This is a genomic window from Variovorax sp. UC74_104 (genome assembly GCF_044055375.1).
GTDB lineage: Bacteria > Pseudomonadota > Gammaproteobacteria > Burkholderiales > Burkholderiaceae_C > Variovorax.
Map to the genome: position 1 here is coordinate 673626 of NZ_CP171979.1, position 24338 is coordinate 697963.

At 67.9% G+C, this 24338-nt stretch carries 19 protein-coding genes and 2 pseudogenes; 14 read left to right on the forward strand and 7 right to left on the reverse strand.

Annotated elements, in window-relative coordinates; all coding sequences use genetic code 11:
• The first annotated feature begins 332 nt into the window (after positions 1–332).
• The 6 genes from ACHMXA_RS33835 (at position 333) to ACHMXA_RS33860 (ending at position 8232) form a co-directional block, all read left to right on the forward strand.
• A complete protein-coding gene (locus tag ACHMXA_RS33835) occupies positions 333–2714 on the forward strand; it encodes a xanthine dehydrogenase family protein molybdopterin-binding subunit (protein WP_395321783.1) in 2382 nt (793 codons plus the stop codon).
• A complete protein-coding gene (locus ACHMXA_RS33840; protein ID WP_395321785.1) occupies positions 2711–3562 on the forward strand; it encodes an FAD binding domain-containing protein in 852 nt (283 codons plus the stop codon). The genes ACHMXA_RS33835 and ACHMXA_RS33840 overlap by 4 nt, the downstream gene beginning before the upstream one ends.
• Before the next feature lie 5 nt (positions 3563–3567).
• Positions 3568–4785, forward strand: a complete 1218-nt coding sequence (locus ACHMXA_RS33845; RefSeq protein WP_395321787.1) for a 2Fe-2S iron-sulfur cluster-binding protein — start codon at positions 3568–3570, stop codon at positions 4783–4785.
• Positions 4786–4915: 130 nt separating this feature from the next.
• Positions 4916–5722: an alpha/beta fold hydrolase gene (locus ACHMXA_RS33850; RefSeq protein WP_395321789.1), complete on the forward strand. Its 807-nt coding sequence runs from the start codon at positions 4916–4918 to the stop codon at positions 5720–5722.
• Between the two features lie 74 nt (positions 5723–5796).
• On the forward strand, positions 5797–6333 hold the full coding sequence (locus tag ACHMXA_RS33855) for a MarR family transcriptional regulator (RefSeq protein ID WP_176666364.1): 537 nt from the start codon (positions 5797–5799) through the stop codon (positions 6331–6333).
• A 108-nt stretch (positions 6334–6441) separates the two neighbouring features.
• Positions 6442–8232 (forward strand): acyl-CoA dehydrogenase, encoded by a 1791-nt coding sequence (locus ACHMXA_RS33860; protein WP_395321791.1) that lies wholly within the window; start codon positions 6442–6444, stop codon positions 8230–8232.
• Between the two features lie 116 nt (positions 8233–8348).
• Here ACHMXA_RS33860 and ACHMXA_RS33865 read toward each other — a convergent pair whose 3' ends face one another.
• The gene (locus ACHMXA_RS33865) at positions 8349–9305 is read right to left on the reverse strand and encodes an IS110 family transposase (RefSeq protein WP_395321793.1); all 957 of its coding nucleotides are present in this window, start codon (positions 9303–9305) and stop codon (positions 8349–8351) included.
• Between the two features lie 183 nt (positions 9306–9488).
• On the opposite strand from ACHMXA_RS33865, the pseudogene ACHMXA_RS33870 reads away from it, so the two are divergent.
• A pseudogene (locus ACHMXA_RS33870) lies at positions 9489–9644 on the forward strand (ketopantoate reductase C-terminal domain-containing protein); the annotation flags it as partial.
• Between the two features lie 116 nt (positions 9645–9760).
• Here ACHMXA_RS33870 and ACHMXA_RS33875 read toward each other — a convergent pair.
• Complete coding sequence (locus ACHMXA_RS33875) at positions 9761–11170, reverse strand: PLP-dependent aminotransferase family protein (RefSeq protein ID WP_395321795.1); 1410 nt, start codon at positions 11168–11170, stop codon at positions 9761–9763.
• Positions 11171–11341: 171 nt separating this feature from the next.
• Between ACHMXA_RS33875 and gabT the strand changes: the two genes are divergently transcribed.
• The 7 genes from gabT to ACHMXA_RS33910 all read left to right on the forward strand — a co-directional run bounded on the left by gabT (position 11342) and on the right by ACHMXA_RS33910 (position 19520).
• A complete protein-coding gene (gabT, locus tag ACHMXA_RS33880; RefSeq protein ID WP_395321797.1) occupies positions 11342–12634 on the forward strand; it encodes a 4-aminobutyrate--2-oxoglutarate transaminase in 1293 nt (430 codons plus the stop codon).
• Between the two features lie 27 nt (positions 12635–12661).
• Positions 12662–13768, forward strand: coding sequence for an ABC transporter ATP-binding protein (locus tag ACHMXA_RS33885; RefSeq protein WP_395321799.1), 1107 nt, complete (start codon positions 12662–12664; stop codon positions 13766–13768).
• A gap of 76 nt (positions 13769–13844) precedes the next feature.
• Positions 13845–14873 (forward strand): ABC transporter substrate-binding protein, encoded by a 1029-nt coding sequence (locus ACHMXA_RS33890; RefSeq protein ID WP_395321801.1) that lies wholly within the window; start codon positions 13845–13847, stop codon positions 14871–14873.
• Between the two features lie 34 nt (positions 14874–14907).
• Positions 14908–16164, forward strand: coding sequence for an ABC transporter permease (locus tag ACHMXA_RS33895; protein WP_395321803.1), 1257 nt, complete (start codon positions 14908–14910; stop codon positions 16162–16164).
• Between the two features lie 22 nt (positions 16165–16186).
• Positions 16187–17005 (forward strand): ABC transporter permease, encoded by an 819-nt coding sequence (locus ACHMXA_RS33900; RefSeq protein ID WP_176666357.1) that lies wholly within the window; start codon positions 16187–16189, stop codon positions 17003–17005.
• Positions 16981–17979 (forward strand): agmatinase, encoded by a 999-nt coding sequence (gene speB / locus ACHMXA_RS33905; RefSeq protein WP_395321805.1) that lies wholly within the window; start codon positions 16981–16983, stop codon positions 17977–17979. Before ACHMXA_RS33900 ends, speB begins: the two co-directional genes overlap by 25 nt.
• Positions 17980–18041: 62 nt before the next feature.
• Positions 18042–19520, forward strand: coding sequence for an NAD-dependent succinate-semialdehyde dehydrogenase (locus ACHMXA_RS33910; protein WP_395321807.1), 1479 nt, complete (start codon positions 18042–18044; stop codon positions 19518–19520).
• A gap of 219 nt (positions 19521–19739) precedes the next feature.
• Here the strand turns inward: ACHMXA_RS33910 and ACHMXA_RS33915 are convergent.
• The 5 genes and pseudogenes from ACHMXA_RS33915 to ACHMXA_RS33935 all read right to left on the reverse strand — a co-directional run bounded on the left by ACHMXA_RS33915 (position 19740) and on the right by ACHMXA_RS33935 (position 24223).
• Positions 19740–20710: pseudogene (locus ACHMXA_RS33915) on the reverse strand (tripartite tricarboxylate transporter substrate binding protein).
• 52 nt (positions 20711–20762) lie between these two features.
• On the reverse strand, positions 20763–21140 hold the full coding sequence (locus ACHMXA_RS33920) for a nuclear transport factor 2 family protein (protein WP_395321809.1): 378 nt from the start codon (positions 21138–21140) through the stop codon (positions 20763–20765).
• Between the two features lie 13 nt (positions 21141–21153).
• A complete protein-coding gene (locus tag ACHMXA_RS33925; RefSeq protein WP_395321811.1) occupies positions 21154–22002 on the reverse strand; it encodes a fumarylacetoacetate hydrolase family protein in 849 nt (282 codons plus the stop codon).
• A gap of 159 nt (positions 22003–22161) precedes the next feature.
• Positions 22162–23673 carry a bifunctional 3-(3-hydroxy-phenyl)propionate/3-hydroxycinnamic acid hydroxylase gene (locus ACHMXA_RS33930; RefSeq protein WP_395321813.1) on the reverse strand — a complete coding sequence of 504 codons (1512 nt, stop codon included), beginning with the start codon at positions 23671–23673 and terminating at the stop codon, positions 22162–22164.
• Positions 23666–24223: a VOC family protein gene (locus ACHMXA_RS33935; protein WP_176666351.1), complete on the reverse strand. Its 558-nt coding sequence runs from the start codon at positions 24221–24223 to the stop codon at positions 23666–23668. Before ACHMXA_RS33935 ends, ACHMXA_RS33930 begins: the two co-directional genes overlap by 8 nt.
• Between the last annotated feature and the right edge of the window lie 115 nt (positions 24224–24338).

A 24338-nucleotide genomic window follows, 5' to 3' on the forward strand; every position in this document is an offset into this window, starting at 1 on the left:
ACGCTGCACCAGATTGGATTCAGCATGCAGGAAGTAAACGCCACAAAGGGGCGAAAATGCCAACGTAGCTGCACCACTTTCGAGATATCGATCTGTTAGGGTTTGCATCAACAGCGGCTGTCTTCCATTGCGCCAACATCGGCCATATACTTGTGCCAGTGAACTGTCATATCGTGCGACTCAGATGTCGAAACGCACGTTGGCGGTCAAGGCCCTTGTGCGGGGTGCGGCGAAGGGACTTGTTCTTGCGCGTCGATCACCAGGGCAGTGCCGGGCATGGGCGGACTCGATGGAGTCCGGCACCAGGAAACCAGTCAAGGAAAAGGAAACGCATGGACCGAGCAGACATTCCGGCGAGGCTGTTGAAGCGCGAGGGCATCGGCGCCCGGGTGCCTCGCAAGGAGGACGCGCGCCACCTCGTGGGAAAAGGCAACTTCGTGGGCGACTTCGTGCTGCCGGGCCTGCAGGAGGTCGCGTTCCTGCGCAGCCCGCTCGCGCATGCGGTCGTCACCGGCGTCGAGATTCCCGAGGCGCTCGCGGGGAAGGTGTTCCTGCGCGACATGATGTCCGATGCGGCGGACATCGGATCGCCGTCTTCGGTGCCCACCTACCAGTACTCGGCACTGCCGCCGTTGGCGTCGGGCAAGGTCCGTCACGTCGGCGAGGCCATCGCGATGGCGGTGGCCCCGACGCGCGCCATGGCGGAAGACTTGCTGGAAGAAGTGCAGGTCTCGTACGACGAACTGCCCGTGTACCACAGCGCGGATTCCGCGCTCGCGGCCACGGGGGAGTTCATGCACCCCGAATGGAAGGACAACGTCTTTCTCACGCTGCGGGCCGATCGCGACTTCGAAGAACTCGCCGCGAAGGCCGAGGTGAAGGTCAGCCGCACGGTCGAGCTGTCGCGCCAATGCATCGTGCCGCTGGAGGGCAAATCTGTCTTGGCCTATTGGGACTTCCAGACCGAGCAGCTCGTGGTCGTCAGCGCCACCCAGGTCCCGCATCTGCTACGCGTGGGCATCGCCCAGCACCTCGCGATGAACGAGGAAGCCGTGCGGGTCGTGTCACCGGACGTCGGCGGCGCCTTCGGCTACAAGGGACAGCTCTATCCCGAAGACCTCTGCGTCGCCTGGCTGGCCAAGACGTATCGCACACCGTTTCGCTACCTCGAGGATCGGCGCGAGCACCTGATCGTCGGCGCCAACACGCGCCAGCATCACTACCGGCTCACGGCCTATGCGGACCGCACGGGCAAGCTGCTCGCGCTGGATGCCGTCATCACCATCGACGGCGGCGCCTATTCCTACTATCCCTTCTTCGTCGGCCTGGAGCCTGGCCAGGCGATCGGCAATCTGCCCGGGCCCTACAGCTTCCGCGGCTATCGGTGCGAGACCCTGTGCGTTGCGACCAACAAGCCGGGATTCATGGCCTACCGTGGCGTCGCGCGCACCGGCGTCTGCTTCGCGATCGAGCTGCTCATGGACGCCGTGGCCCGCGAGGTGGGGCGCGAGCCGTGGGAGGTACGGCTGGAGAACCTGGTTCCAGCCTCGGCCATGCCCTATGTGAACGTGGCGAACAAGCACTTCGACAGCGGCGACTTCCCGGCAAGCCTGCGCCGCGCCGTGGAGATGATCGGACTGAAGGCCGTGCGCGAGCGCCAGGCGCGCGGCGAGCCCGACGGGCGGCTGATCGGCTTCGGCACGGCCACCTATACAGAGCAGTCCGCCCACGGCACGACCGTGTTCGCGAACTGGGGCCTGCCAGTGGTGCCTGGCTTCGACCAGGCGGTCGTCCGGATGACAGCGGACGGCGGACTCGAAGTGCGCGTGGGCGTGCACTCGCACGGCCAGGGCATGGAGACCAGCTTCGCGCAGATCGCCAACGACGTGCTCGGCATTCCGGTGGCACGGATCCGGGTGGTGCACGGAGACACGGCGCTCACGCCGTTTTCCTCGGGCACCTACGCCTCGCGCGCCACCGTCATGTCGGGAGGCGCCATCTCGGTCGCATGCAAGGAATTGCTGCCGCGCATCCAGTCGATCGCAGCCTATCTCATGGGTGTGGATGCGCAGACTGTCGCATTGATCGAAGGACGCGCCGTGTCCGGCAGCAAGTCGATCCCGCTGTCGGAGGTCGGGGGCGCCTGGTACCTCACGCCGCAGGACCTGCCTGCCGACGTTCATCTCGGCGGCCTGGAGGTGTCCCGTGCGTACAAGCCCAAGGTCGACACCGGCACCTTCACCTATGCGACGCACGCGGTGGTGGTGGCCGTCGACACCGAAACCGGTGAGGTCGAGATCCTCGACTACGTGGTCGTGGAGGACTGCGGGACCATGGTCAATCCGATGATCGTGGAGGGTCAGACCATCGGCGGCATCGCACAGGGCATCGGCACCGCGATGTACGAGGAGAGTCCGTACGACGAACAAGGCCAGCCGCTGGCCTCCACCCTGGCCGACTACATCCTGCCGGGCGCCACCGAGGTGCCGCGCATTCGCATCGACCATTTCGAGACACCTTCGCCGCACACCGAATTCGGGGCCAAGGGCGTCGGCGAAGGCGGTGCGATCGCGCCGCCCGCGGTGATCTTCAACGCGGTGAACGACGCCCTGCGCGGCACCGGCGCTGCCGAGGTGCTCATGACGCCGCTGACGCCGCGCCGCCTGCTCGCGGCCCTCGAGGGCGCGAATCGCGAAGAGGAGCACGCCCGATGAAAGCGCCGAAGTTCGCATACGCGCGCGTCCTCGATGTCGGCGAGGCGGTCGCTGCACTAGCGGCAGGCGCAGGCGCCACGAAGACCATGAGCGGAAGCCAGTCCCTCGGCCCGATGCTCAACCTGAGGCTGGCGCGGCCTGCCCACGTGGTCGACGTCGCGCAGATTCCCAGCCTGCGCACTGTCAGCCGCAAGGGCGACTGGATCGAGATCGGTGCCGCCGTCACCCATGCGGAGATCGAGGACGGCGTGCACCCGCCGCTGGCCGCGCATCCCATGCGCCAGGTCGCAGGCGGGATCGCCTACCGCGCGATCCGCACCCGAGGTACCGTGGGCGGCAGCCTGGCGCATGCCGACCCCGCAGCCGACTGGGTGGTAGTGCTGGCGGCACTCGGCGCGCGCCTGGTGGTCAGGTCGCCGCGCGGCGAACGCACGATCGACGCCGATGCGTTCATGCTCGGCGCCTACACGACCGTGCTCGAGTCCGATGAACTGATCGTGTCGGTCGCCGTGCCTTCGGAGACATCCTCCATGCATTGGGGATATCACAAGGTCTGCCGCAAGCCGGGCGAGTTCGCAGAGGCCAGTGCCGCGGTGTATTTCGACGCTTCGCGCGAGCGTGCGCGGATCGTCCTCGGGGCTGCCGACGGCCCTCCCCTTCTGCTGCTTGCGCTCGCAGCCGAGATCGCGCGCAACGGTGCCGGCGCGGCCGGCCACGAGTCGCTGAGGGCGGCCGTGCGCGCCGCGCTCCCCGAACGCGACGCCATCGACCGGAAGCTCTTCACCGCCTGCCTGGAGCGCGCACTCGAGCAGTCCGGCGTCCTGGCCGGTGCCAAAAACGCGGAGTAAAAGACTTGGACCCGATTTCCATTCAAGTGAACGGTCGCAGCATCAGCCGGCCGGCCGAGCCCAGGGTGCATCTGGGCGATTTCCTGCGCGACGAACTGCGCCTCACCGGAACCCACCTCGGCTGCGAGCACGGCGTGTGCGGCGCCTGCACCGTGCTCGTCGACGGCCAGCCCACGCGCTCGTGCATCACCTTCGCCGTGGCATGCGAAGGCCGGGAGGTCACCACCATCGAGGGCTACGACGACGATGCGGCGATGCAGCGGCTGCGGCAGGCATTCACGCGCCACCATGCGCTGCAATGCGGCTTCTGCACGCCGGGAATGCTGACCACGGCACGTGACATCGTGCTTCGCCTGCCCGACGCCGACGAAGCGCGCGTGCGCCTCGAGCTGTCGGGCAACCTGTGCCGCTGCACGGGTTACCAGGGCATCGTCGACGCCATCCTGGACGTGCTCCAGCAGCAGCGCGACACCCCCGACGCGCAGTTCGAGCAGCTGCGCAAGCGACTGGTCGCACCGCGAACGGTCGCGCTGAAACGCGTCGCCGCAGCGGCGCCCGCCGAATCGCCGGTGCCGTCGCCCGGCAGGACCGCGGCATCCGGTCCGGCCGCCGCGGCGGACATGGCGGAGGTCGATCCCGTGGCGATGGCCAAGGCCAAGGCGAAAGGCAACGCCATCGAGGTCCATTTCGACGTGCCTCATCCGGTCGACCGGGTGTGGGCATTCATGGGCGACCTGCCCGCGGTGGCGTCCTGCCTGCCGGGTGCGACCATCGACTCGCACGAAGGCGAAAGGGTCAAGGGCACGATCGCCATCAAGTTCGGGCCGATGTCCGCGGCCTTCGCCGGCGCGGCGCGGCTGGAACGCGACGATGCCGCCAGGCGCGCCGTCCTTCGAGGCGCGGGCCAGGACAGCCTGAGCAAGTCGCGCACCCAAGGCGACATCACCTACAGGCTCGAAGCGCTCACCGCCGACAGCACCCGCGTCCACGTGGACATGATCTACGCACTGCAGGGGCCGCTCGCGCAGTTCTCGCGCTCTGGGCTCGTGAAGGATTTCGTACGCCGCATGGTGGCGGACTTCGGAAAGCAGATCTCCCGCAGGCTGAGCGGGCAGGCTGCCTCGGTCGGCGAGCCGCAACCCGCGGTCTCCATGGCCGCGATGATGTGGAGCGTGCTGTGGAACCGCATTCGAGGCTGGTTCGGAAGGCCGCCGCAGTCATGAGACCGTTCGTGCCGTGTGCCGCACCGCTTCCAGCGCAGCGGCGAAGCTTCGTGTCGATACCGTTTGCGCCGCCAGCCGGAGCGGGAGTGGGAGTGGGATCGGTCGGTGAATGCAACACCTCGGAGTCGCAATGAGTTCATTTCTTCATGGCTACCACGTGCGCGCCAACGGGGTGCGGCTGCACCTGCTGCGCTATGGCGGCCAGGGCCCGCGCATGCTGGTGTTGCCCGGCATCACGAGCCCGGCCATCACGTGGGGCTTCGTCGCCGAGCGGCTGGCTCGCCACTTCGACGTCCATGTGCTGGACTTCCGCGGGCGTGGCCTGTCCTCCAGCGTGCCCGGCATGGACGCCGGCCTCGATGCCATGGCGGGCGACGTGCTCGATCTGCTGGAGGTGCTGGGGTGGTCGTCCGTCACGCTGCTAGGGCACTCCATGGGAGCGCGCGTCGCGATCCGCGCCGCGTCGCGCGACGTGCGCCGCCTCCACAGGTTGCTGCTGATCGATCCGCCCGTCTCCGGCCCCGGCCGCCGTCCCTATCCCGTGCCGCTGTCGTGGTACGTGGATTCCATCCGGATGGCCATCCAGGGCGTCACGGCCGACGAGCTGCGTCCCTACGCGCCGAGCTGGACGGACGAACAACTGCAACTGCGCGCCGAGTGGCTCCACACGTGCAGCGAGGAGGCGGTGGTCCGGGCGCATGCCGGTTTTCACGGCGACGACATCCACGCCGATCTGGCGAGGTTGCAGACGCCCGGGCTGCTCATGACGGCCGGGCGCGGCGGCGTGGTGCTCGCCGAAGACCTGGCGGAGATCGAAACCCTTGCACCCCACCTGAGGCAGTGCACGGCCAGCGGCGCCGGCCACATGATCCCGTGGGACGACGAGCTGGATTTTCACCGCCTGTTGGGCGAGTACCTCGAGGTCGACCTGCTGTAGTGGCGGGCGCTCTCGTTCCTTTGCATATGGGGGAGCCGATACACTCGCCGGCTGACACTATTGGCGATCTCGAGATGATGACGAAGCGTTCTCCCGCCCGGAAGAAGACAGGTGGCACCACGGACGTGGAGGCGCCAAAGCCCAAGGGTCCAGAGCCATTCAATCCGCTGCGCGAAGTCATGTGGCGGCGTCCGGGCTTCCTGATCCGCCGGCTCACTCAGATCGGACAGGCGATCTTCTTCGATCTCTGCAAGTCCGAGAGCATCACGCCGCTGCAGATCGGCATGTTGACCGCGCTTTCGATGAATCCGTGGCTCGATCAGAAGGCTCTCGGTCGCGAGCTTTCACTGGATCGAACGACGACGGCCGAAGTGGTCAAGCGCCTGGTCGACAAGGGGCTGGTCGAGACTCGCGTCAATCCGGACGATCGTCGATCGAGGCTGTCGGTGATCACCCAGGACGGGCTGAACCTGATCAACGACCTGCAGGAAAGCATCCACCGCTCCCAGGAACTGCTGATCGAGCCGCTGTCGCCCGAGGATCGCGCCGTCTTCATGAAGCTGCTGGCTCAGCTCGTGGATGCCCACGAGAAGATGGAGAAGCAGGGCTAGCCCGGCCGGCTTGACGCTCCGCATCGTCCTGCCGTATGTCCGGCGCTCCTGTTCGGGAGGAGCCGAGTTTTCATTTTTACCTTGGATCTGCTTCGAAAGAAAATCGAGATGAGTTACGTCGCGCCCCTTAAAGACATGCTGTTCGACATCGAACACCTGGCCAACATCGGCGAGATCGCGATGCTGCCGGACTTCGAGGACGCCGGCCTCGAAACCGCACAGGCCGTGCTCGAAGAGTGCGCGCGCTTCAACCAGGACGTGATCGCGCCGCTGAACGTGGCAGGCGACCGCAATCCCTCGTCGTTCAAGGATGGCGCCGTCACCACCACGCCGGGCTTCAAGGAAGCCTTCGCGCAGTACGTGGCGGGCGGGTGGCAGGGGTTGCAGCATCCGGCGGACTTCGGCGGCCAGGGCCTGCCCAAGACCATCGGCGCGGCCTGCGGCGAGATGCTCAACTCGGCCAACATGAGCTTCGCGCTGTGCCCGCTGCTGAGCGACGGCGCCATCGAGGCGCTGCTCACCGCCGGCTCCGACGAGCTCAAGGCAACCTACCTCGAGAAGCTCGTGAGCGGCCAGTGGACCGGCACGATGAACCTCACCGAGCCGCAGGCCGGCAGCGACCTCGCCATGGTGCGCAGCCGCGCCGAGCCGCAGCCCGACGGCACCTACAAGGTGTTCGGCACCAAGATCTTCATCACCTACGGCGAGCACGACATGGCGGAGAACATCGTGCACCTCGTGCTCGCCCGCGTGGCCGGTGCGCCCGAAGGCGTGAAGGGCATCAGCCTGTTCGTCGTGCCGAAGTTCCTCGTGAACAAGGACGGCTCGCTGGGTGAGCGCAACGACGTGCACTGCGTGAGCATCGAGCACAAGATGGGCATCAAGGCGTCGCCCACGGCCGTTCTGCAATATGGCGACCACGGCGGTGCCATCGGATATCTCGTCGGCCAGGAGAACCGCGGCCTCGAGTACATGTTCATCATGATGAACTCGGCCCGCTACGCGGTGGGCATGCAGGGCATCGCGATCGCCGAGCGCGCCTACCAGCACGCGGTGGCCTACGCGAAGGAGCGCGTGCAGAGCCGCCCTGTGGACGGCTCCATCAACACCAGCGCGCCGATCATTCATCACCCCGACGTCAAGCGCATGCTGATGACGATGCGTGCCTACACCGAGGGCTGCCGCGCGATGTCCAGCGTGGCGGCTGCCGCCTACGACGCCGCGCACCATCACCCTGACGCCGACGCGCGCAAGCAGAACCAGGCCTTCTACGAATTCATGGTGCCGCTGGTGAAGGGCTACAGCACCGAGATGAGCCTGGAAGTGGCCTCGCTGGGCGTGCAGGTGCATGGCGGCATGGGTTTCATCGAGGAGACCGGCGCGGCGCAGTACTACCGCGATGCCAAGATCCTGACCATCTACGAAGGCACCACCGCCATCCAGGCCAACGACCTCGTGGGCCGCAAGACGGCGCGCGACGGCGGCCAGACGGCGAAGGCGATTGCCGCGCAGATCGAGAAGACCGAGGTCGAGCTGGCCAGGCTCGACAACCCCGCTGCGGCGGCCGTGCACAGGCGCCTGAAGGCCGCGCGCGAGGCCTTCGTCGAGGTGGTCGATTTCGTGGCGGGCCAGACCAAGGCATCGCCCAACGCAGTGTTCGCGGGCAGCGTGCCCTACCTGATGCTCGCGGGCAACCTGGTGGCCGGCTGGCAGCTCGCGCGCTCGCTGATCATTGCGCAGGACCTCGCCTCGCGCAGCTTCGACACCGACTTCATGCTGGCGAAGATCGCCACCGCGCGCTTCTACGCCGAGCACATCCTCAACAAGGTGCCGGGCATGCGCGACAGCATCGTCGACGGTGCCGAGAGCGTGACGGCGCTGGCACTCGAGGCTTTCTGAAGCAAGGACGCAAGCCTCTTCCCCCGCGCGACGAAGGTCAAGCCCGGTGGCGCTCTCCTCTGCTGCCGAAGCCACGATTCACAATCGCGCTAACCTTTGAGCAACCGTCTTGGCAGTCAAGCGATATGCATAGTCGAGTCCCAAGTAGAGCCATGCTTTGCGATGGCATTGAGCATGGTCAGCAGCTTGCGCATGCAAGCGACCAGAGCGACTTTCTTGCGCTTGCCAACAGCCAGCAGGCGGTCGTAGCAGGCCTTGAGGGCCGGGTTGTACCGCACCGCTGTGAGGGTGGCCATGTATAGGGTTCGCCGCACATCGGCTCGCCCACCCCAGATGGAGCGTTGACCACGCATCTGGCCGGAGTCGTGGTTCAAGGGTGCCACGCCCACGAGTGCTGCGATGCGGCGCCGGTCGAGTTTGCCGAGTTCGGGCAGCTCGGCCAGCAGCACGGCCACGCTGGCCGCGCCGATACCCGGCACGCTGGCCAGCGCCTGCGCCAGTTGAGCGTGATGGCGCTGGACATGTGCAGCCACCTCGACTTCGCTGTCTCCCTGCTCCTTCTTGAGGAACTCGATCACGCGCTCGATGCTTGGGCGCGCGGCCGCATGCGCTAGGCGCAGGCGTTGTCGCTCTGAGGTCAGCATCTGCACCAACTGGCGCCGCCGCAGCACCAGGGCTTGGAGCTGCTGCAGTTCGGCATCCGCCATCGGCTTGACGAAACGCTCGCGCTCGGGATGCTGGTGCAGCACGCGGGCGAAGGCCGCAAGCATGCGCGCATCCAGGGCGTCGGTCTTTGCCAATGCGCCCATGGCGCGAGCAAAGTCACGCGCTGTGCGCGGATTGACCACGGCCACCGCCAAGCCTGCGGCCTGAAGCGCGCAGGCCGCCTCGAATTCATAGCCGCCAGTGGCCTCGAGCACTGTCAATGCGGGCGCCAAGGCCGATGCCTGGCTGACCAGTTGCTCGATGCCGCTGGTGTCGTTGGCGACCCGCCAGGTCTTGGCCTGGTCGCTGCTGGCGATCTCCAGCGTCTGACTGGAAACGTCGATGCCGATAAAAACAGAGTCGGACACGTCCTCTCACTCCCATCCTTGTCTATGCGAACTTCAAGTTCCTACAACCGTTCGGGCTGTAGAGAAGGACGGTCCGGCTCGGGCGCCCAGTGCTCAGAGGCGGGCTTCAAGCATCCCAGAGGCCGCTCGGGCTACCCGAGCCGGTCCGAGCCATAAAGATACAAGGCCGCCCGCATGAACATCACATCCATCCTCACCGATCGCGAAGCCGGCAGGCCGCTCGAATGGGACATTCGCAATGGTGTGGTCTCACGTCGCGGCCGGGCTCACGGCATTCCGACGCCGATCAGCGACGTCCTGGTGCCGCTGCTCGCGGCGGCGAGCGACGGCCCTGGCTGATTGCCAGCCTGCGCTCTCTTTGCTCCCACGTACCGTGGGGCCTGCCGCTGGCGTCCTCGGCGGAGTCGTCAGCATGGACTCCTCGTCGAGCCGGCCCAGTCCCGCCCCACCCCGGCTCAGTCGGCCGGACGCTCCTCGATGCTGCGCTCCAGGAAGCGCCAGAGGCGCTCGTCCTCGCTGAAGGCGACGTTGAAACGCAGCCAGCCGGTGGGATGCGGGTTGACCAGGAACAGCTGGCCCGGGCCGAGCATGATGCCCTGGGTCGCCGCGCGCCGAGAGAGTTCGGCGCTGTCGGTGATGTCCGGATGCCGGGCCCACAGGTACATGCCGGCCGCAGGCTCATGGAACAGCTCGAAACCCAGTCCGCTCAGCCGCCGCGCGACACTGCCATGCGCCTGCGCGAGGCGCTCGCGCAGGGCCTTCAGATGCTTGCGCCAGCGGCCGTCGGTCACGGTGCCGAAGGCCAGGCGCTCGGTGATGTCGGACGATGTGAGGCCCGAGATCATCTTGAGCTGCGCCAGCTCGTCGAGCAGCTCGGGCTGGGCGACCACGTAGCCGACACGGATGTTCGGCGAGATGGTCTTCGAGTAGCTGCCCACGTAGACCACGCGGCGCAGCTGCCCCAGGCTCGCAAGCGAGGGTCGCATCGACGCGTCCATCTCGGCGTAAATGTCGTTCTCCACCAGCGTGAAGTCGTGCGCCTGCGCCAACTGCAGCAGTTGCACCAGCTGCGGCAGCGAGGCCATGGAGCAGGTCGGGCTCTGCAGCCGCGGCTGCGTGAAGAAGGCCTTGGGGTGGTGCACCGCCAGCAGCGCTTCGAGCGCGGGCATGTCGTAGCCCGTCGGAGTGCGCGGCACGCCGACGATCTCCACGCCCAGGAAGCGCAGCATGAACATCAGGTTCGGATAGCCGGGATCGTCCACGAGCACCCGGTCGCCCGGCTTGAGCAGGCGGCGCGCGACCAGGTCCAGCGCCTGGCTCGAACCCTGGGTCAGCAGCACCTGGGCGGCCTCGACCACGATCTGCTGTTCCGAAAGCGCCTCCGCCGTCGCCATGCGCAGCGCCATGTGGCCGAAGGGCAGGCCATAGCCGCCGATGTCGCTGCCTTCGGAAGCCAGATGGCGCAGGCTGCGGCGCATGCCGTCCTCGAACAGCCAGTCGTGCGGCAGCCAGCCGCATCCGGGCTTCAGCGGCAGGTTGCGGTTCTCGAAGATCTGCTGGAGATACCAGCGCGCGTCGAAGCGGGGATCCGCGCGGGGCACGCTGGCGGCGCCGGCAGCACTCTCCTCGCTGCGCCGCTTGACGAAGAAGCCGGCATTGGCGCGCGAGACCAGCAGGCCCTGGGCCACCAGCCGGTCGTAGGCCTCGACCACCGTGAAGACGCTGACGCCGTGGGCGGCGGCGAAGGCGCGAATCGACGGCAGCTTGGTGTCGGCCTTGAGCTTCTGGGCGCCGATCAGTCCGCGCAGCCCTTCCACGATCTGGCTCACCAATGGCGTTGGCTGTTCGGGGCGAAGAATGAGCATCGGGGTGTCTCCGGCGGTCCGGCCTGCACCATATTGAGGAAAGTATGTACAGGATACAAGACCAGTACAGTCCTCCGGACGACCGCTTCCGGTGTACATGGCCGGTCCGGATCGGGCGACCTAGAGTGCCGGCATTCCTTTCCTCCCAGCACTCAAGCACAGGTCGTCCCCATGCAACGCGAACCCCACCTCAGCAATGCCGCCCTCATGGCCCGCCGCAGCGCGGCCGTCGCGCGCGGCGTCGGCCAGGCCCATGAAATCTTCGTCAGCCGGGCCGCCAACGCCGAGCTCTGGGACGTCGAGGGCCGCCGCTACATCGATTTCGCCGGCGGCATCGCGGTGCTCAACACCGGCCACTGCCACCCCGAGATCACGGCCGCCGTCAAGGCGCAGGCAGATCTTTATTCGCACACCTGCTTCCAGGTGCTGGCCTACGAGCCCTACGTGGAACTGGCCGAGCGGCTGAACGCGCTGGCCCCGGGCCAGTTCGCGAAGAAGTCGATCTTCCTGAGCACCGGTGCCGAGGCGGTGGAGAACGCGGTCAAGATCGCCCGTGCCCACACCCGGCGCCCCGGCGTCATTGCCTTCACCGGCGGCTATCACGGCCGCACGATGATGACGCTGGGCCTGACCGGCAAGGTGGCGCCCTACAAGATCGGCTTCGGCCCCTTCCCGGGCGAGGTGTTCCATGCGCTCTACCCGAACGCGCTGCACGGCGTGAGCGTCGACGACGCGCTGCATTCGGTCGAGCTGCTGTTCAAGAACGACATCGAGCCCGAGCGCGTGGCGGCCTTCATCCTGGAGCCCGTGCAGGGCGAAGGCGGCTTCTACGTGGCGCCCAACGACTTCGTCGAAGGCCTGCGCGCGCTGGCGGACCGCCACGGCATCCTGATCATCGCCGACGAGGTGCAGACCGGCGCGGGCCGCACCGGCACCTGGTTCGCCAGCGAACAGTGGCCCGTGGCGCCAGACCTGATCACCACCGCCAAGTCGATGGCGGGCGGCTTCCCGATCTCCGGCGTGGTGGGCCGCGCCGAAGTGATGGACGCCCCCGCGCCCGGCGGCCTGGGGGGTACCTATGCCGGCAGCCCCATCGGCTGCGCCGCGGCGCTCGCGGTGCTGAAGGTGTTCGACGACGAGCAGCTGCTGGCGCGCAGCCGCGCGCTGGGCGAGCGGCTCACGGCCGGCCTGCGCCGCATCGCGGCCGGGGTGCCGGCCATCGGCGACGTGCGAGGGCTCGGCGCCATGGTGGCCATCGAGCTGTTCGAGGAGGGCGACACCGCCCGACCTGACGCGGCGCTGACCCGCAAGGTGGTCGCGGAGGCGGCGCGGCGCGGGTTAATCCTGCTGTCATGCGGCACCTACGGCAATGTAATTCGCGTGCTGGTGCCGCTCACGGCATCCGACTTGCTTGTGGACGAAGGCCTGACGCTTCTCGCGGACAGCTTCGCCGCACTGCGCTGATCGACCGATCCTTTGCCGACATCCTCCATGACTGCTGAACCCTTGGTGCGCTTCCAGCGCGTTCAGAAGACCTACGACGGCGAGCACCTGGTGGTGCGCCAGCTCGACCTGGACATCCATCGCGGCGAGTTCCTGAGCCTGCTCGGACCTTCGGGCTCAGGCAAGACCACCACGCTGATGATGCTGGCGGGCTTCGAGTCGCCGACCTCCGGCGAGATCCTGCTCGACGGCCGGCCGATCACGCGCACGCCCCCGCACAAGCGCAACTTCGGCATGGTCTTCCAGAACTACGCGCTGTTCCCGCACCTGAGCGTGGGCCAGAACGTGGCTTACCCGCTGACCGTGCGCAAGGTGTCCAAGGACGAACAGCAGCGCCGCGTGCAGCGCGCGCTCGACATGGTGCAGCTGCGCGGCATGACCGACCGCCTGCCCGGCCAGCTCTCGGGCGGCCAGCAGCAGCGCGTGGCGCTGGCGCGCGCGCTGGTGTTCGAGCCCCAGCTGGTGCTGATGGACGAGCCGCTCGGCGCGCTCGACAAGCAGCTGCGCGAGCACATGCAACTCGAGCTCAAGGACCTGCACCGGCAGCTGGGCGTGACCTTCGTCTACGTGACGCACGACCAGGGCGAGGCGCTCACCATGAGCGACCGCGTGGCGGTGTTCAACGAAGGCGTGATCCAGCAGCTGGACACGGTCGACCGGCTCTACGAGGCGCCTTCCAACCGCTTCGTGGCCGGCTTCGTCGGCGACAACACCGTGCTGAAGGGCCAGCTGGGCCCGCAACAGGGCCATGGCGGCGGGCATGCCGAGATGAGGCTGCCCGACGGCCGCGTGCTGCGCGGACTCAACGTGAGCGGCGCGGCTTCGGGCGCGGCCGTCGAGGCCTGCATCCGCCCCGAGCGGGTGGTGCTGCACCGCCGGGCGGACGTGCAGCGCGCCAACATGCTCGACGCCGAGGTGGCGCGCGTCATCTACTTCGGCGACCACCTGCGGCTGCTGTGCAGCGTCGGCGCGGGCCAGGCCGAGGCCACGGTGAAGCTGCCGCTGAGCGGCCTCGACGGCGCCGCCGCGCCGCAGGCCGGCGAGGCGGTGGTGCTCGAGTTTCCGACGGCGCATGCGCGCATCTACGCCCCCTGACCCCGGCCGATTGCCGTTTCCTCGTTCGCGTTCCCTTTCTCCTTCCATTACTCCATCACCCCAGGAAGACTCCACCATGAAAAAGACCCTCCTCACCTGTACCGTCGCCGCCAGCTTCGCCCTGCCGGCCTTCGCCCAGCAGCAGCTCACCGTGGTCAACTTCGGCGGCGCCAACGCCAATGCCCAGAAGAAGGCCTACTACGAGCCCTTCGAGAAGACGGGCACCAAGATCATCCCGGTCGAATACAACGGCGAGCAGGCCAAGATCAAGGCCATGGTGGAGACGAAGAAGGTCACCTGGGACGTGGTCGAAGTCGAGTCGCCCGACGCCGCGCGCGGCTGCGACGAGGGCCTCTTCGAGAAGCTCGACTATTCCAAGATCGGCAGCAAGGCCGACTTCCTGCCGGCCGCCGTCACCGACTGCGGCGTGGGCCTGTTCGTATGGTCGACCGTGATGGCCTACAACGGCGAAAAGCTCAAGACCGCGCCCACGAGCTGGGCCGATTTCTGGGACGTGAAGAAGATCCCCGGCAAGCGCGGCATGCGCAAGGGCGCGCGCTACAACCTCGAATTCGCGCTGATGGCCGATGGCGTGAAGCCGGCCGACGTCTACAAGGTGCTCGGCACCAAGGAAGGCGCCGACCGCGCGTTCAAGAAGCTCACCGAGCTCAAGCCGAACATCCAGTGGTGGGAGGCCGGCGCGCAGCCGCCGCAGTTCCTGGTGGCCGGCGACGTGGTGCTGACCACCGTCTACAACGGCCGCATCGACGCGGCCAACCGCGAAGGCCGCGACCTCAAGATCTACTGGCCCGGCGGCATCTACGACCTGGACTACCTCGTGATCCCGAAGGGCGCGCCGAACAAGGAAGCCTCGCTGAAGTACATCCAGTTCGCGATGCAGCCCGCCAACCAGGCGGTGTATGCCCAGAACATCGCCTACGGCCCCACCAACACCAAGGCGCTGGCCTCGCTCAGCCCGAAGATCCTGGCCGACCTGCCAACCTCCTCGACCAATGCCAAGGACGCGCTGCAGTTCAACGTCGGCTTCTGGGCCGACCAGGGCGAGGCGCTCGAGAAGCGCTTCGCGGCCTGGGCCACGCAGTAAACAGACCGACGAACCAGCGAACGCGAAAGAGGCCATGCACGCGGCAACGTCTGTCCCCCTGGTTTCAGCGGAAGCGCCCCCCGGCGAACTGCGGCGCGCACTGGCGCGCGCCGAAGCCCGCCGCAAGTGGCGCGCCTTCGCGCTCACGGCGCCGCTGCTGGTGTTCCTGCTGCTGACGCTGCTGGTGCCCATCGTGGCGCTGCTGCAGCGGGCGGTGGAGAACCCCGAAGTGGCCAACGCGCTGCCGCGCACCGTGCGCGCGCTCGACGGCTGGAACCGCAAGGAGGCGCCCGCACCCGCGGCCTATGCGGCCATGGCGACCGATCTGGGCCAGCTGCCCGACAGCTCCGACGCGGGCGCCCTGGCGCGCCGCCTCAACACCGAGATCGCGGGCGCCCGCTCACTGGTGATGGGCGCCTTCAGAGCGCTTCCGATCACCGGCACGCCGGAGGAGATCAAGGCGCGCATGCTGGAGCTCGATCCTCGCTGGGGCGAGGCGCCGTACTGGCAGGCGATCGCCAAGAACGGCTCGCGCTGGACGCCCGACTACCTGCTCGCCTCGGTCGACCTGCGGCGCGACGTGGCCGGCGAGGTGGAGCGCATGCCCGCCGACCAGCGCGCCTTTGCCGGCATCCTGCTGCGCACCTTCCAGATCAGCGCGGTGGTCACTTTCTTCTGCCTGCTGCTGGCCTATCCGCTGGCGTGGTGGCTGTCGACGCTGCCGGCGCGCAAGGCCAACGTGCTGATGATCCTGGTGCTGGTGCCGTTCTGGACATCCATCCTGGTGCGCGTGGCCGCGTGGATCGTGCTGCTGCAGTCCGAGGGGCTGGTCAACCGCGGCCTCATGGGCCTCGGCCTGATCGACCAGCCGCTGGCGCTGCTGTTCAACCGCACCGGCGTGATCATCGCGATGGTGCACATCCTGCTGCCCTTCATGATCCTGCCGCTGTACAGCGTGATGAAGAGCGTGCCGCCCACCTACCTGCGCGCGGCCGTCTCGCTGGGCAGCTCGCCACTGGCGGCCTTCTTCCGCGTGTACGTGCCGCAAACCTATCCGGGCATCGGCGCCGGCGCGCTGCTGGTCTTCATCCTCGCCATCGGCTACTACGTGACGCCGGCGCTGCTCGGCGGCGCGGACGACCAGATGCTGAGCTACTACATCGCGCGCTACACCAACGTCGAGATCAACTGGGGCATGGCCTGCGCGCTGGGCGCGGTGCTGCTGGTCGCCACGCTGGTGCTGTACGCCGTGTACCGCCGCATCGGCAAGGCCGAGCTGAGCCTGGGCTGAGCAGCCAGAAAGACACACAGTCATGCTGAAGCTCCCTCAATTCCCGGCCTACGCGACCTTCGCCGACAAGCTCGGCTGGTGGCTGGTGCGCGCCGGCTGCGTCGCGGTGCTGGCCTTCCTGCTGGCGCCGATCCTGGTGGTGATCCCGCTGTCGTTCTCCGACAGTTCGTTCCTGGCCTACCCCATTCCGGGCTGGTCGCTGCGGTGGTATCGCAACCTCTTCGAATCGCCCGAGTGGGCGCGTGCAGCGCGCAACAGCTTCATCGTCGCTCCGGCCGCCACGTTGCTCGCCACCGTGCTGGGCACGCTCGCCGCGGTAGGGCTGTCGCGCACGAACTTCGCGTTCAAGGGCCTGCTCATGAGCGTGCTGATCTCGCCGATGGTGGTGCCGATCGTGGTGGTTGGAGTCGCCACCTACCTCTACTTCGCACCCCTCGGACTGGCCGACACCTACCTCGGCCTGATCGTGGTGCATGCGGCGCTGGGCGCACCCTTCGTGCTGACCACCGTGCTCGCCACGTTGGCCGGCTTCAACCAGAACCTGGTGCGCGCGTCGCTGAGCCTGGGCGAGACACCATTCAGGACCTTCATGCGCGTCACGCTGCCGGTGATTGCGCCGGGCGTGATCTCGGGCGCGCTGTTCGCCTTCGCCACCTCCTTCGACGAAGTGGTGGTCACGCTGTTCCTCGCGGGGCCGGACCAGGTCACGCTGCCGCGCCAGATGTTCACCGGCATCCGCGAGAACATCTCGCCCACCATCGCCGCAGTGGCGACGCTGCTGATCGTCTTCACCACCGCGCTGCTGCTCGCGCTCGAATGGCTGCGCGGACGGCGGCGCTGAACCCACGACACACGATGCCGACCACCACCACACCGAACCAGCCGCTCGGCGGCAACATGATGCCGCGCTTCGCCGGCCCGGGCACGATGATGCGGTTGCCCGGCGCCACATCCCCCGAAGGGCTGGACGCCGCCTTCATTGGCGTGCCGCTGGACATCGGCACCTCCAACCGGCCGGGTGCGCGCTTCGGCCCGCGCCAGATCCGCGCGGAGTCCGCACTGCTGAGGCCCTACAACATGGCAACCGGCGCGGCGCCCTTCGACAGGCTGAACGTGGCCGACCTGGGCGACGTGCCGATCAACACCTACTCGCTCGACAAGTCGCTGGCCATCGTCTCGGCCTTCTACGACACGGTGCTGGCCGCCGGTTGCGCGCCGCTGACGCTGGGCGGCGACCACACGATCGCGCTGCCGATCCTGCGCGCGGTGGCGCGCCAGCACGGCCCGGTCGCGCTGGTGCACGTGGACGCGCACGCCGACGTCAACGACGACATGTTCGGCGAACGCATTGCCCACGGCACGCCATTCCGTCGCGCCGTCGAAGAGGGCCTGCTGGCCTGCGACAAGGTCTGGCAGATCGGCCTGCGCGGCACCGGCTACGCGGCGGACGATTTCGACTGGCCGCGCGCACAGGGCTTCACCGTCGTGCAGGCGCACGAGGTCTGGTACCAGTCGCTCGCACCGCTGATGGCGCAGGTGCGCGAGCGCATCGGGCCGACGCACCCGGTCTACATCAGCTTCGACATCGACGGGATCGACCCCTCGTTCGCCGGCGGCACCGGCACGCCCGAGATCGGCGGGCTCACCGTGCCGCAGGCGCTGGAGATCGTGCGCGGCTGCCGCGGCCTGAACGTGGTGGGCGCCGACCTGGTGGAGGTCAGCCCGCCCTACGACCCGAGCGGCAACACCGCGCTGCTGGGCGCCAACCTGCTCTACGAAATGCTCTGCGTGCTTCCGGGCGTGCCTTACCGCTGACACCGGCTGCGCGCAGCCGCCGCTCTTTTTTCTTTCCTCGAGACAACACGACACACGAGACCATGGACGACAGGACTTCTCCCCTTGCACTGCTGAACGACCCCACCCTGCTCAAGACCGATGCGCTGATCGCGGGCGAATGGGTCGCTGGCGCCAGCCGCTTCGACGTGAACGACCCGGCCACCGGCCGCAAGCTGGCCGACGTCGCCAACCTCGCGCGCGCGGATGCCGCGCGCGCCATCGCCGCGGCGGACAAGGCGCTCGCCGCCTGGCGCGGCAAGACCGGCAAGGAGCGCAGCATCGTGCTGCGCAAGTGGTTCGACCTGCTGATCGCCCACACCGAAGACCTCGGCCGCCTGATGACCGCCGAGCAGGGCAAGCCCTTCGCCGAAGCCAAGGGCGAGGTCGCCTACGGCGCGAGCTTCATCGAGTGGTTCGCCGAAGAGGCCAAGCGGGTGAACGGCGAGGTATTGCCGCAGTTCGACAACAACCGGCGCCTGCTGGTGCTCAAGCAGGCCATCGGCGTGTGCGCGGCGATCACGCCGTGGAATTTCCCGCTCGCGATGATCACCCGCAAGGTGGCGCCAGCGCTGGCTGCGGGCTGCACGGTGGTCATCAAGCCGGCCGAGCTCACGCCGCTGACCGCGCTGGCCGCCGCCGAGCTGGCCGTGCGCGCCGGCATTCCCGCGGGCGTGCTCAACGTGCTCACGGCCGACAGCGCCAACAGCATCGCGATCGGCAAGGAACTGTGCGAGAGCGACGTCGTGCGCCACCTGAGCTTCACCGGCTCCACCGAGGTGGGCCGCATCCTCATGAGCCAGTGCGCGCCGACGGTTAAGAAGCTGTCGCTGGAACTGGGCGGCAATGCGCCTTTCCTGGTGTTCGACGACGCCGACGTGGATTCGGCGGTCGAGGGCGCCGTCGCGAGCAAGTACCGCAATGCCGGCCAGACCTGCGTGTGCGCGAACCGGCTGTACGTGCAGGAAGGTATCTACGACGCCTTCGTCGAGAAGTTTGCCGCCAGGGTCAAGGCGCTCAAGGTCGGCAACGGCTTCGAGGACGGCGTGGTGCAAGGCCCGCTGATCGAGGATGCGGCCCTCGACAAGGTGCAGCGCCACGTCGACGACGCCGTCGCCAAGGGCGGCAAGGTGCTCGCGGGCGGCCACAGGCTGCAGGGCCAGTTCTTCGAGCCGACCGTCATCGCCGAGGCCACGCCCGACATGCTGTGCGCACGCGAGGAAACCTTCGGTCCCTTCGCGCCCGTGTTCCGCTTCAAGACGGAGCAGGACGGCATCGATGCGGCCAACAACACGGAGTTCGGCCTCGCGAGCTACTTCTACACCCGCGACGTGGGCCGCATCTTCCGCGTGGCGGAGGCGCTGGAATACGGCATGGTCGGCATCAACGCCGGCGTGATCGCCACCGAGCACGTGCCCTTCGGCGGCGTGAAGCAATCGGGCCTGGGTCGCGAAGGCTCACACCACGGCATGGACGACTACGTGGAGATCAAGTACCTCTGCCTGGGCGATATCCGGCGCTGAACGCAGCACAGGTGCGAAGTCATCCTCCGGGCCAGCCGCAGTGGTCGTGACGGAGCCATCGGCAGGCGAATCGGACGGGGATTCCTGCCGCACCACAACCCGGAAGCATGAGCACTTGACGACGGCTCATCGCGTCCCGGGCCGATGGCCTGGGCGAGCGAGCAGACGATCTCGCCGATCATGGAGTCTGTCGCAGAACAGGACGCGGACGCGGTCCGCTCAGCGCGCCGCCAGTCCGAGCCGGCGCAGCGTGGCTGCCTTGGAGCGGCTGTCTTCGCGCAGTTGATGCTCGAAGGCTGCACCGGGGCGGAAGTCCACCACTTGGTTGGCCCCGCGGGCCCAGTCCTGGTAGCGCGGTGAAGCCACCGCTTGCCGGCAGGCTGCTTCCAGCCGCGAGACCACGGCGTCCGGCGTACGAGCGGGCGCCAGCAAGCCGCCGAAACTGGCCTGCACCACGTCCACGCCCGACTCCTTCAGCGTCGGCACATGGCCGAAGGCGGGGTGTCGCCGGTCGGCATAGACCGCAAGCAGGCGCAAGGCGCCGCTGCTGAGCTGGCCGGTGATGGAGCTGATCAGCACGGCACCGAATCCGAGACGACCGGCCAACAGATCCTGCAGCATGGGTGCATCGCCCTTGTAGGGCACGTGCGCCAGGCTGACATGGGTCACCGCCTCGATGTCCGCGGTGCCCAGGTGCGGGATGGAGCCTGTGCCGGAGGTGCCGTAGCTGACACCGCCCGGGTCCTTGCGCGCCGCCGCGAGCAGGTCGGCCATGCTGCGCCAGGCCGATCCGCCGGCACGGCAACGGCGAAGATGTTGTCGAACACCTGGCACACGGGCCGGAAACTGTCGAGCCCATACGCCAGCTTGAGCCGATGCGGCTCGCTCGACAGCGGCACTGCCGGCGTGAAGGCCAGCGTGTAGCCGTCGGACTGGGCGCTCGCCACGGCGTTGAGACCGATGGCGCCGGCCGCGCCATCGCGGTTGCTCAGCACCACCGGTTGGCCCAACTGTTCGGACAGCGCCGCACCGAGGTTGCGGGCGTTGAGGTCGAGGCCACCGCCGGCGGCAAAGGGCACCACCATGTGCACAGGGCGGTTCGGGAAGTCCTGCGCCGAGGCGCAGAGGGCCAGGGCGGCCAGCAGCAGTCCGGGCACGGCCCTCCCGGTAGCGCGCAGCAAGTCGATCATGGGTTGTCTCCCGATAGTTGTGAGGCCGAGGCGGCGCCACGGCCGGGCCGCTTCAGCTGGCCGGCGAAGCGGTGCCCTGGCAGGCAGCCAGCTCCCAGTCCATCCCTTGCCGCCGCCAGACGGCCAGGTAGCTACTGGCGACCTGCCGCAGCTCGCCGCCGCGCAGCACCTCGGCCCGCATCTCGCCCGCGACGATGACCGCATGGCCGCAACACGACACGGCCAGCGGTGCAAGCTCGAGTTGCTGATAGGCGATGACGCCCGTGGCGAGCTTGTGCAGCAGGCTGTCGCGCGAGTCGACCGTGCCGGTGGAGTGCACGTAGCGGAGATCGGGCGCGAGCAGCGCGCCCAAGGCTTTCACATCGCCGGCCAGCATGGTGTCGCGGCGGCGGGCCTCCAGTGCGCGCAGATCGTCGTCGACACTCGTCATGGCGCGGCGCCCATCACTCGTCGCGAATGCCGTTGCGCAGCACGCCGATGGCGTCCACCTCGATCTCGCACACATCGCCCGGCTTCATGAACACCTGGGGCGTGCGCTTGTTGCCCACGCCGCCCGGCGTGCCCGTGACGATCACGTCGCCGGGCTCCAGCGGGATGAAGGCCGAGATGTAGGCGATCTGGCGCGGGATGCTGTGCACCATCATGTCGGTGGTGGCGCGCTGCATCTCCTGGCCGTTCAGGCGGGTGACCAGCGTCATCTTCTGGTCGGGCGCGAGCTCGTCGGCCGTCACCATCCAGGGGCCGAAGGCGCCCGTCTTCCAGAAGTTCTTGCCGGGTGCCCATTGCGAGGTGTGCAGTTGCCAGTCGCGCACGCTGCCGTCGTTGTAGCAGCTGTAGCCGGCGATGTGCGACCACGATTGCGCCTCGCCGATGTGCCGGCCGCCCTTGCCGATGACGATGGCGATCTCGCCCTCGTAGTCCAGCCGCTGCGAAACGCCGGGGCGCACGATGTCCTCGCCGTGGGCCAACTGCGAATCGGCCACGCGCAGGAAGATCACGGGCTTCTCGGTCGCCTCCTTGCCGGTCTCGCGGATGTGCTCGCCGTAGTTCAGGCCGATGCAGAAGATCTTGCCGGGGTTGGGAATGACCGGCAGCAGCCGAACCTCCGACAGCGGCACGGTGGCACGCGCGGCATCGACATGCCCCGCCGCCTTGGCGGCCAGGCCCGCAGCGATGAAGGCCTTGAGGTCCGGTGCTTGTGCACCGAAGACTTCGCGCAGGTCGACCACGCGGTCGCCCACGACGGCACCGTAGCTGTCCTGGCCGTTGTACTGGTAGCTGATGAGTTTCATGGTGGTTCCTTTGGATAGAGAAGGTGGGAGGTTCCAGGCCGGCCGACTCGGGCACCGCGTCGCGGCCACGTGGTCAGGCGGACTTTTTTCAGGGTCGATGCTCGCCTGCCGTGAGAGATCGAGCGCAAGGAAGACGGACCGGGCGGATCGCGTGGATCGTCATGGCGCCACCGGCAGGTGCTGGGAGATGCGGTCGAGCTCGGCCTGCGTGCGCGCCACGCCAACGATGTAGCGATCAGGCCGCAGGATCACGGCCCCTGCTTCGTGCCTGCGCAGCCACGCGTCGAGCTGAGCGTCGGGCTGGTCGATGACGAGGGCCTCGCTGCGGGCCCAGCGCTCGGCGGTGGCCGGTGCCACCCGCTCCAGCAGCGCGCGCCGGCCGATGACGGCGCTGCGGCGGCCGAGCAGTTCGTCCAGCAACCGGCCGTCATCCAGGCGCGGCTGGGGGAAGGGGCGGCCAGCCAGGTCCTGCTGCTGCGCGTCGAAGGCGCCCTGGCCCAGCAGCTGCGGCGGCAGCTCGAAGACCTCCGGCTCGCTGTCGACGAATCGCGCATCGCGTTCGGCCGCGGCGGCCGGGTCGGTGGTCTGGATGATGCCGCCCAGGCGCACCGCCAGCTCGATCAGTGCGCGCACATGCGGCTTGCGCTCTGATTCGTAGGTGTCCAGCAGCAATTCGGGGGCACGTCCGCCGATCACGGCATCCAGCTTCCAGGCCAGGTTGGAGGCATCGCGGATGCCCGCGCACATGCCCTGGCCCAGGAACGGCGGCGTCTGGTGGCAGGCATCGCCCGCCAGGAACAGCCGGCCCTGGCGCCAGCCGTCGGCGATCACCGAATGGAAGGTGTAGATGGCCGCGCGCTCCAGCCGCGCCTGTGCAGGGCTCACCCAGGGGGCCACCAGTTTCCAGAGATTGTCGGGCTGCACCAGCGCCTCGCGGTCGTCGTCGGGCAGCACCATGATTTCCCAGCGGCGGCGGTCGCCCACCACGTTGCAGTAGGTCATGGGCCGACGCGGATCGCAGTGCTGCACCGTGTGCGGCGGCAGGTCGAGCGCCTCGTTCAGCACCACGTCGAACACCAGCCAGGGCTGGCGCAGGCCGAGGTCCACCATCGGGCTGCCGATGTGCTGGCGCACCGGCGAGCGGGCACCGTCGCAGCCCACCACCCAGCGCGCGCGGGCCTCGAACGCCGGGCCGTCATTGCCGTGGCTGTCGCCCTGACGGCAGTGCAGCGTCGCGCCGTCGCCGTCCGCTTCGATGGCGCTCAGCGTGGTCCGCAGCCGGACATCCACCTGCGGGAAGCGCGCCAGCCCTTCGCGCAGCACCGCTTCGAGCTCGGGCTGGTGGAAGTAGTAGTTGTTGGCGCAGCCGTGCGGCCCCAGCGCCGCGGTCCCGCCGCGGATCAGCAGGGTCTGCCCCGCGCCGTTGACGAAATGCATGCCCTGCGTGCCCGGCCGCGAGATGGCCAGCACCTGCTCGCGCAGTCCCGCCGCTTGGAAGATGCGAAGCACCTCGCCGTCGTAGTGAATGGCCCGTGGCAGCGGAAAGATGCCGGCCTCCTTCTCGATCACCAGCACCGAGCGGCCGGCCGCACCCAGCAGGTTGGCCAGCGTGGCACCGGTCGGGCCCAGGCCCACGATGGCCACGTCGTACACGGGCGGGCGCTCAGACATTCTGGTCTTCCTGCATGCGGCGCGCGACCTCGGCCTGCCACTGGACGCGGGTCATGAACTTGGGGAAGCGCTTCGCGATGGCCTCGGCCCGGGCCAGGATGGCCTCGTCGGACTGAGACAGGTCGATGGGCTCGCGCAGCGGCTGGTCGCAATACCAGGGCGTGTCCATGAACAGCTCGAGGCGGTTGCCCTCGGGGTCGCGGCAGTAGACGGAGACCGCGTTGCCATGCGTCACGGGGTGCATGTCCGTGGCGCCCTCGTCCAGCAGCCGGCCATGGAAGGCGCGCAGCGTTGCCAGGTCGGGCACGCGAAAGGACAGCTGGTTGACCACGTTGAAGGCCATGTCCGCCGGTCGGCCGGTCGCCAGGACCAGCTGGTGATGCTCGTTCGGGTCACGGCTGAGGAAGACCAGCCGCACCGGGCCCAGGTCGCCTGCGTCGGTCTGGGTGAACCGCAGGGCGCGCTTGTAGAAGCCGGCCATGCGGTCCAGGTCGGTGACGTACAGGCCGATGTGACTGAACTGCAGCTGGAGAGGAGATTTGGATGGCATGAATTGTCTTCTTTCGATAACGAAGCGTCTCTTTTATGGCTTCAACAGACAAATTATATCTGAATTATCTTATTTTGATAATTTGCTTCGTTTTTATATGATTCGTCCGCGTGCA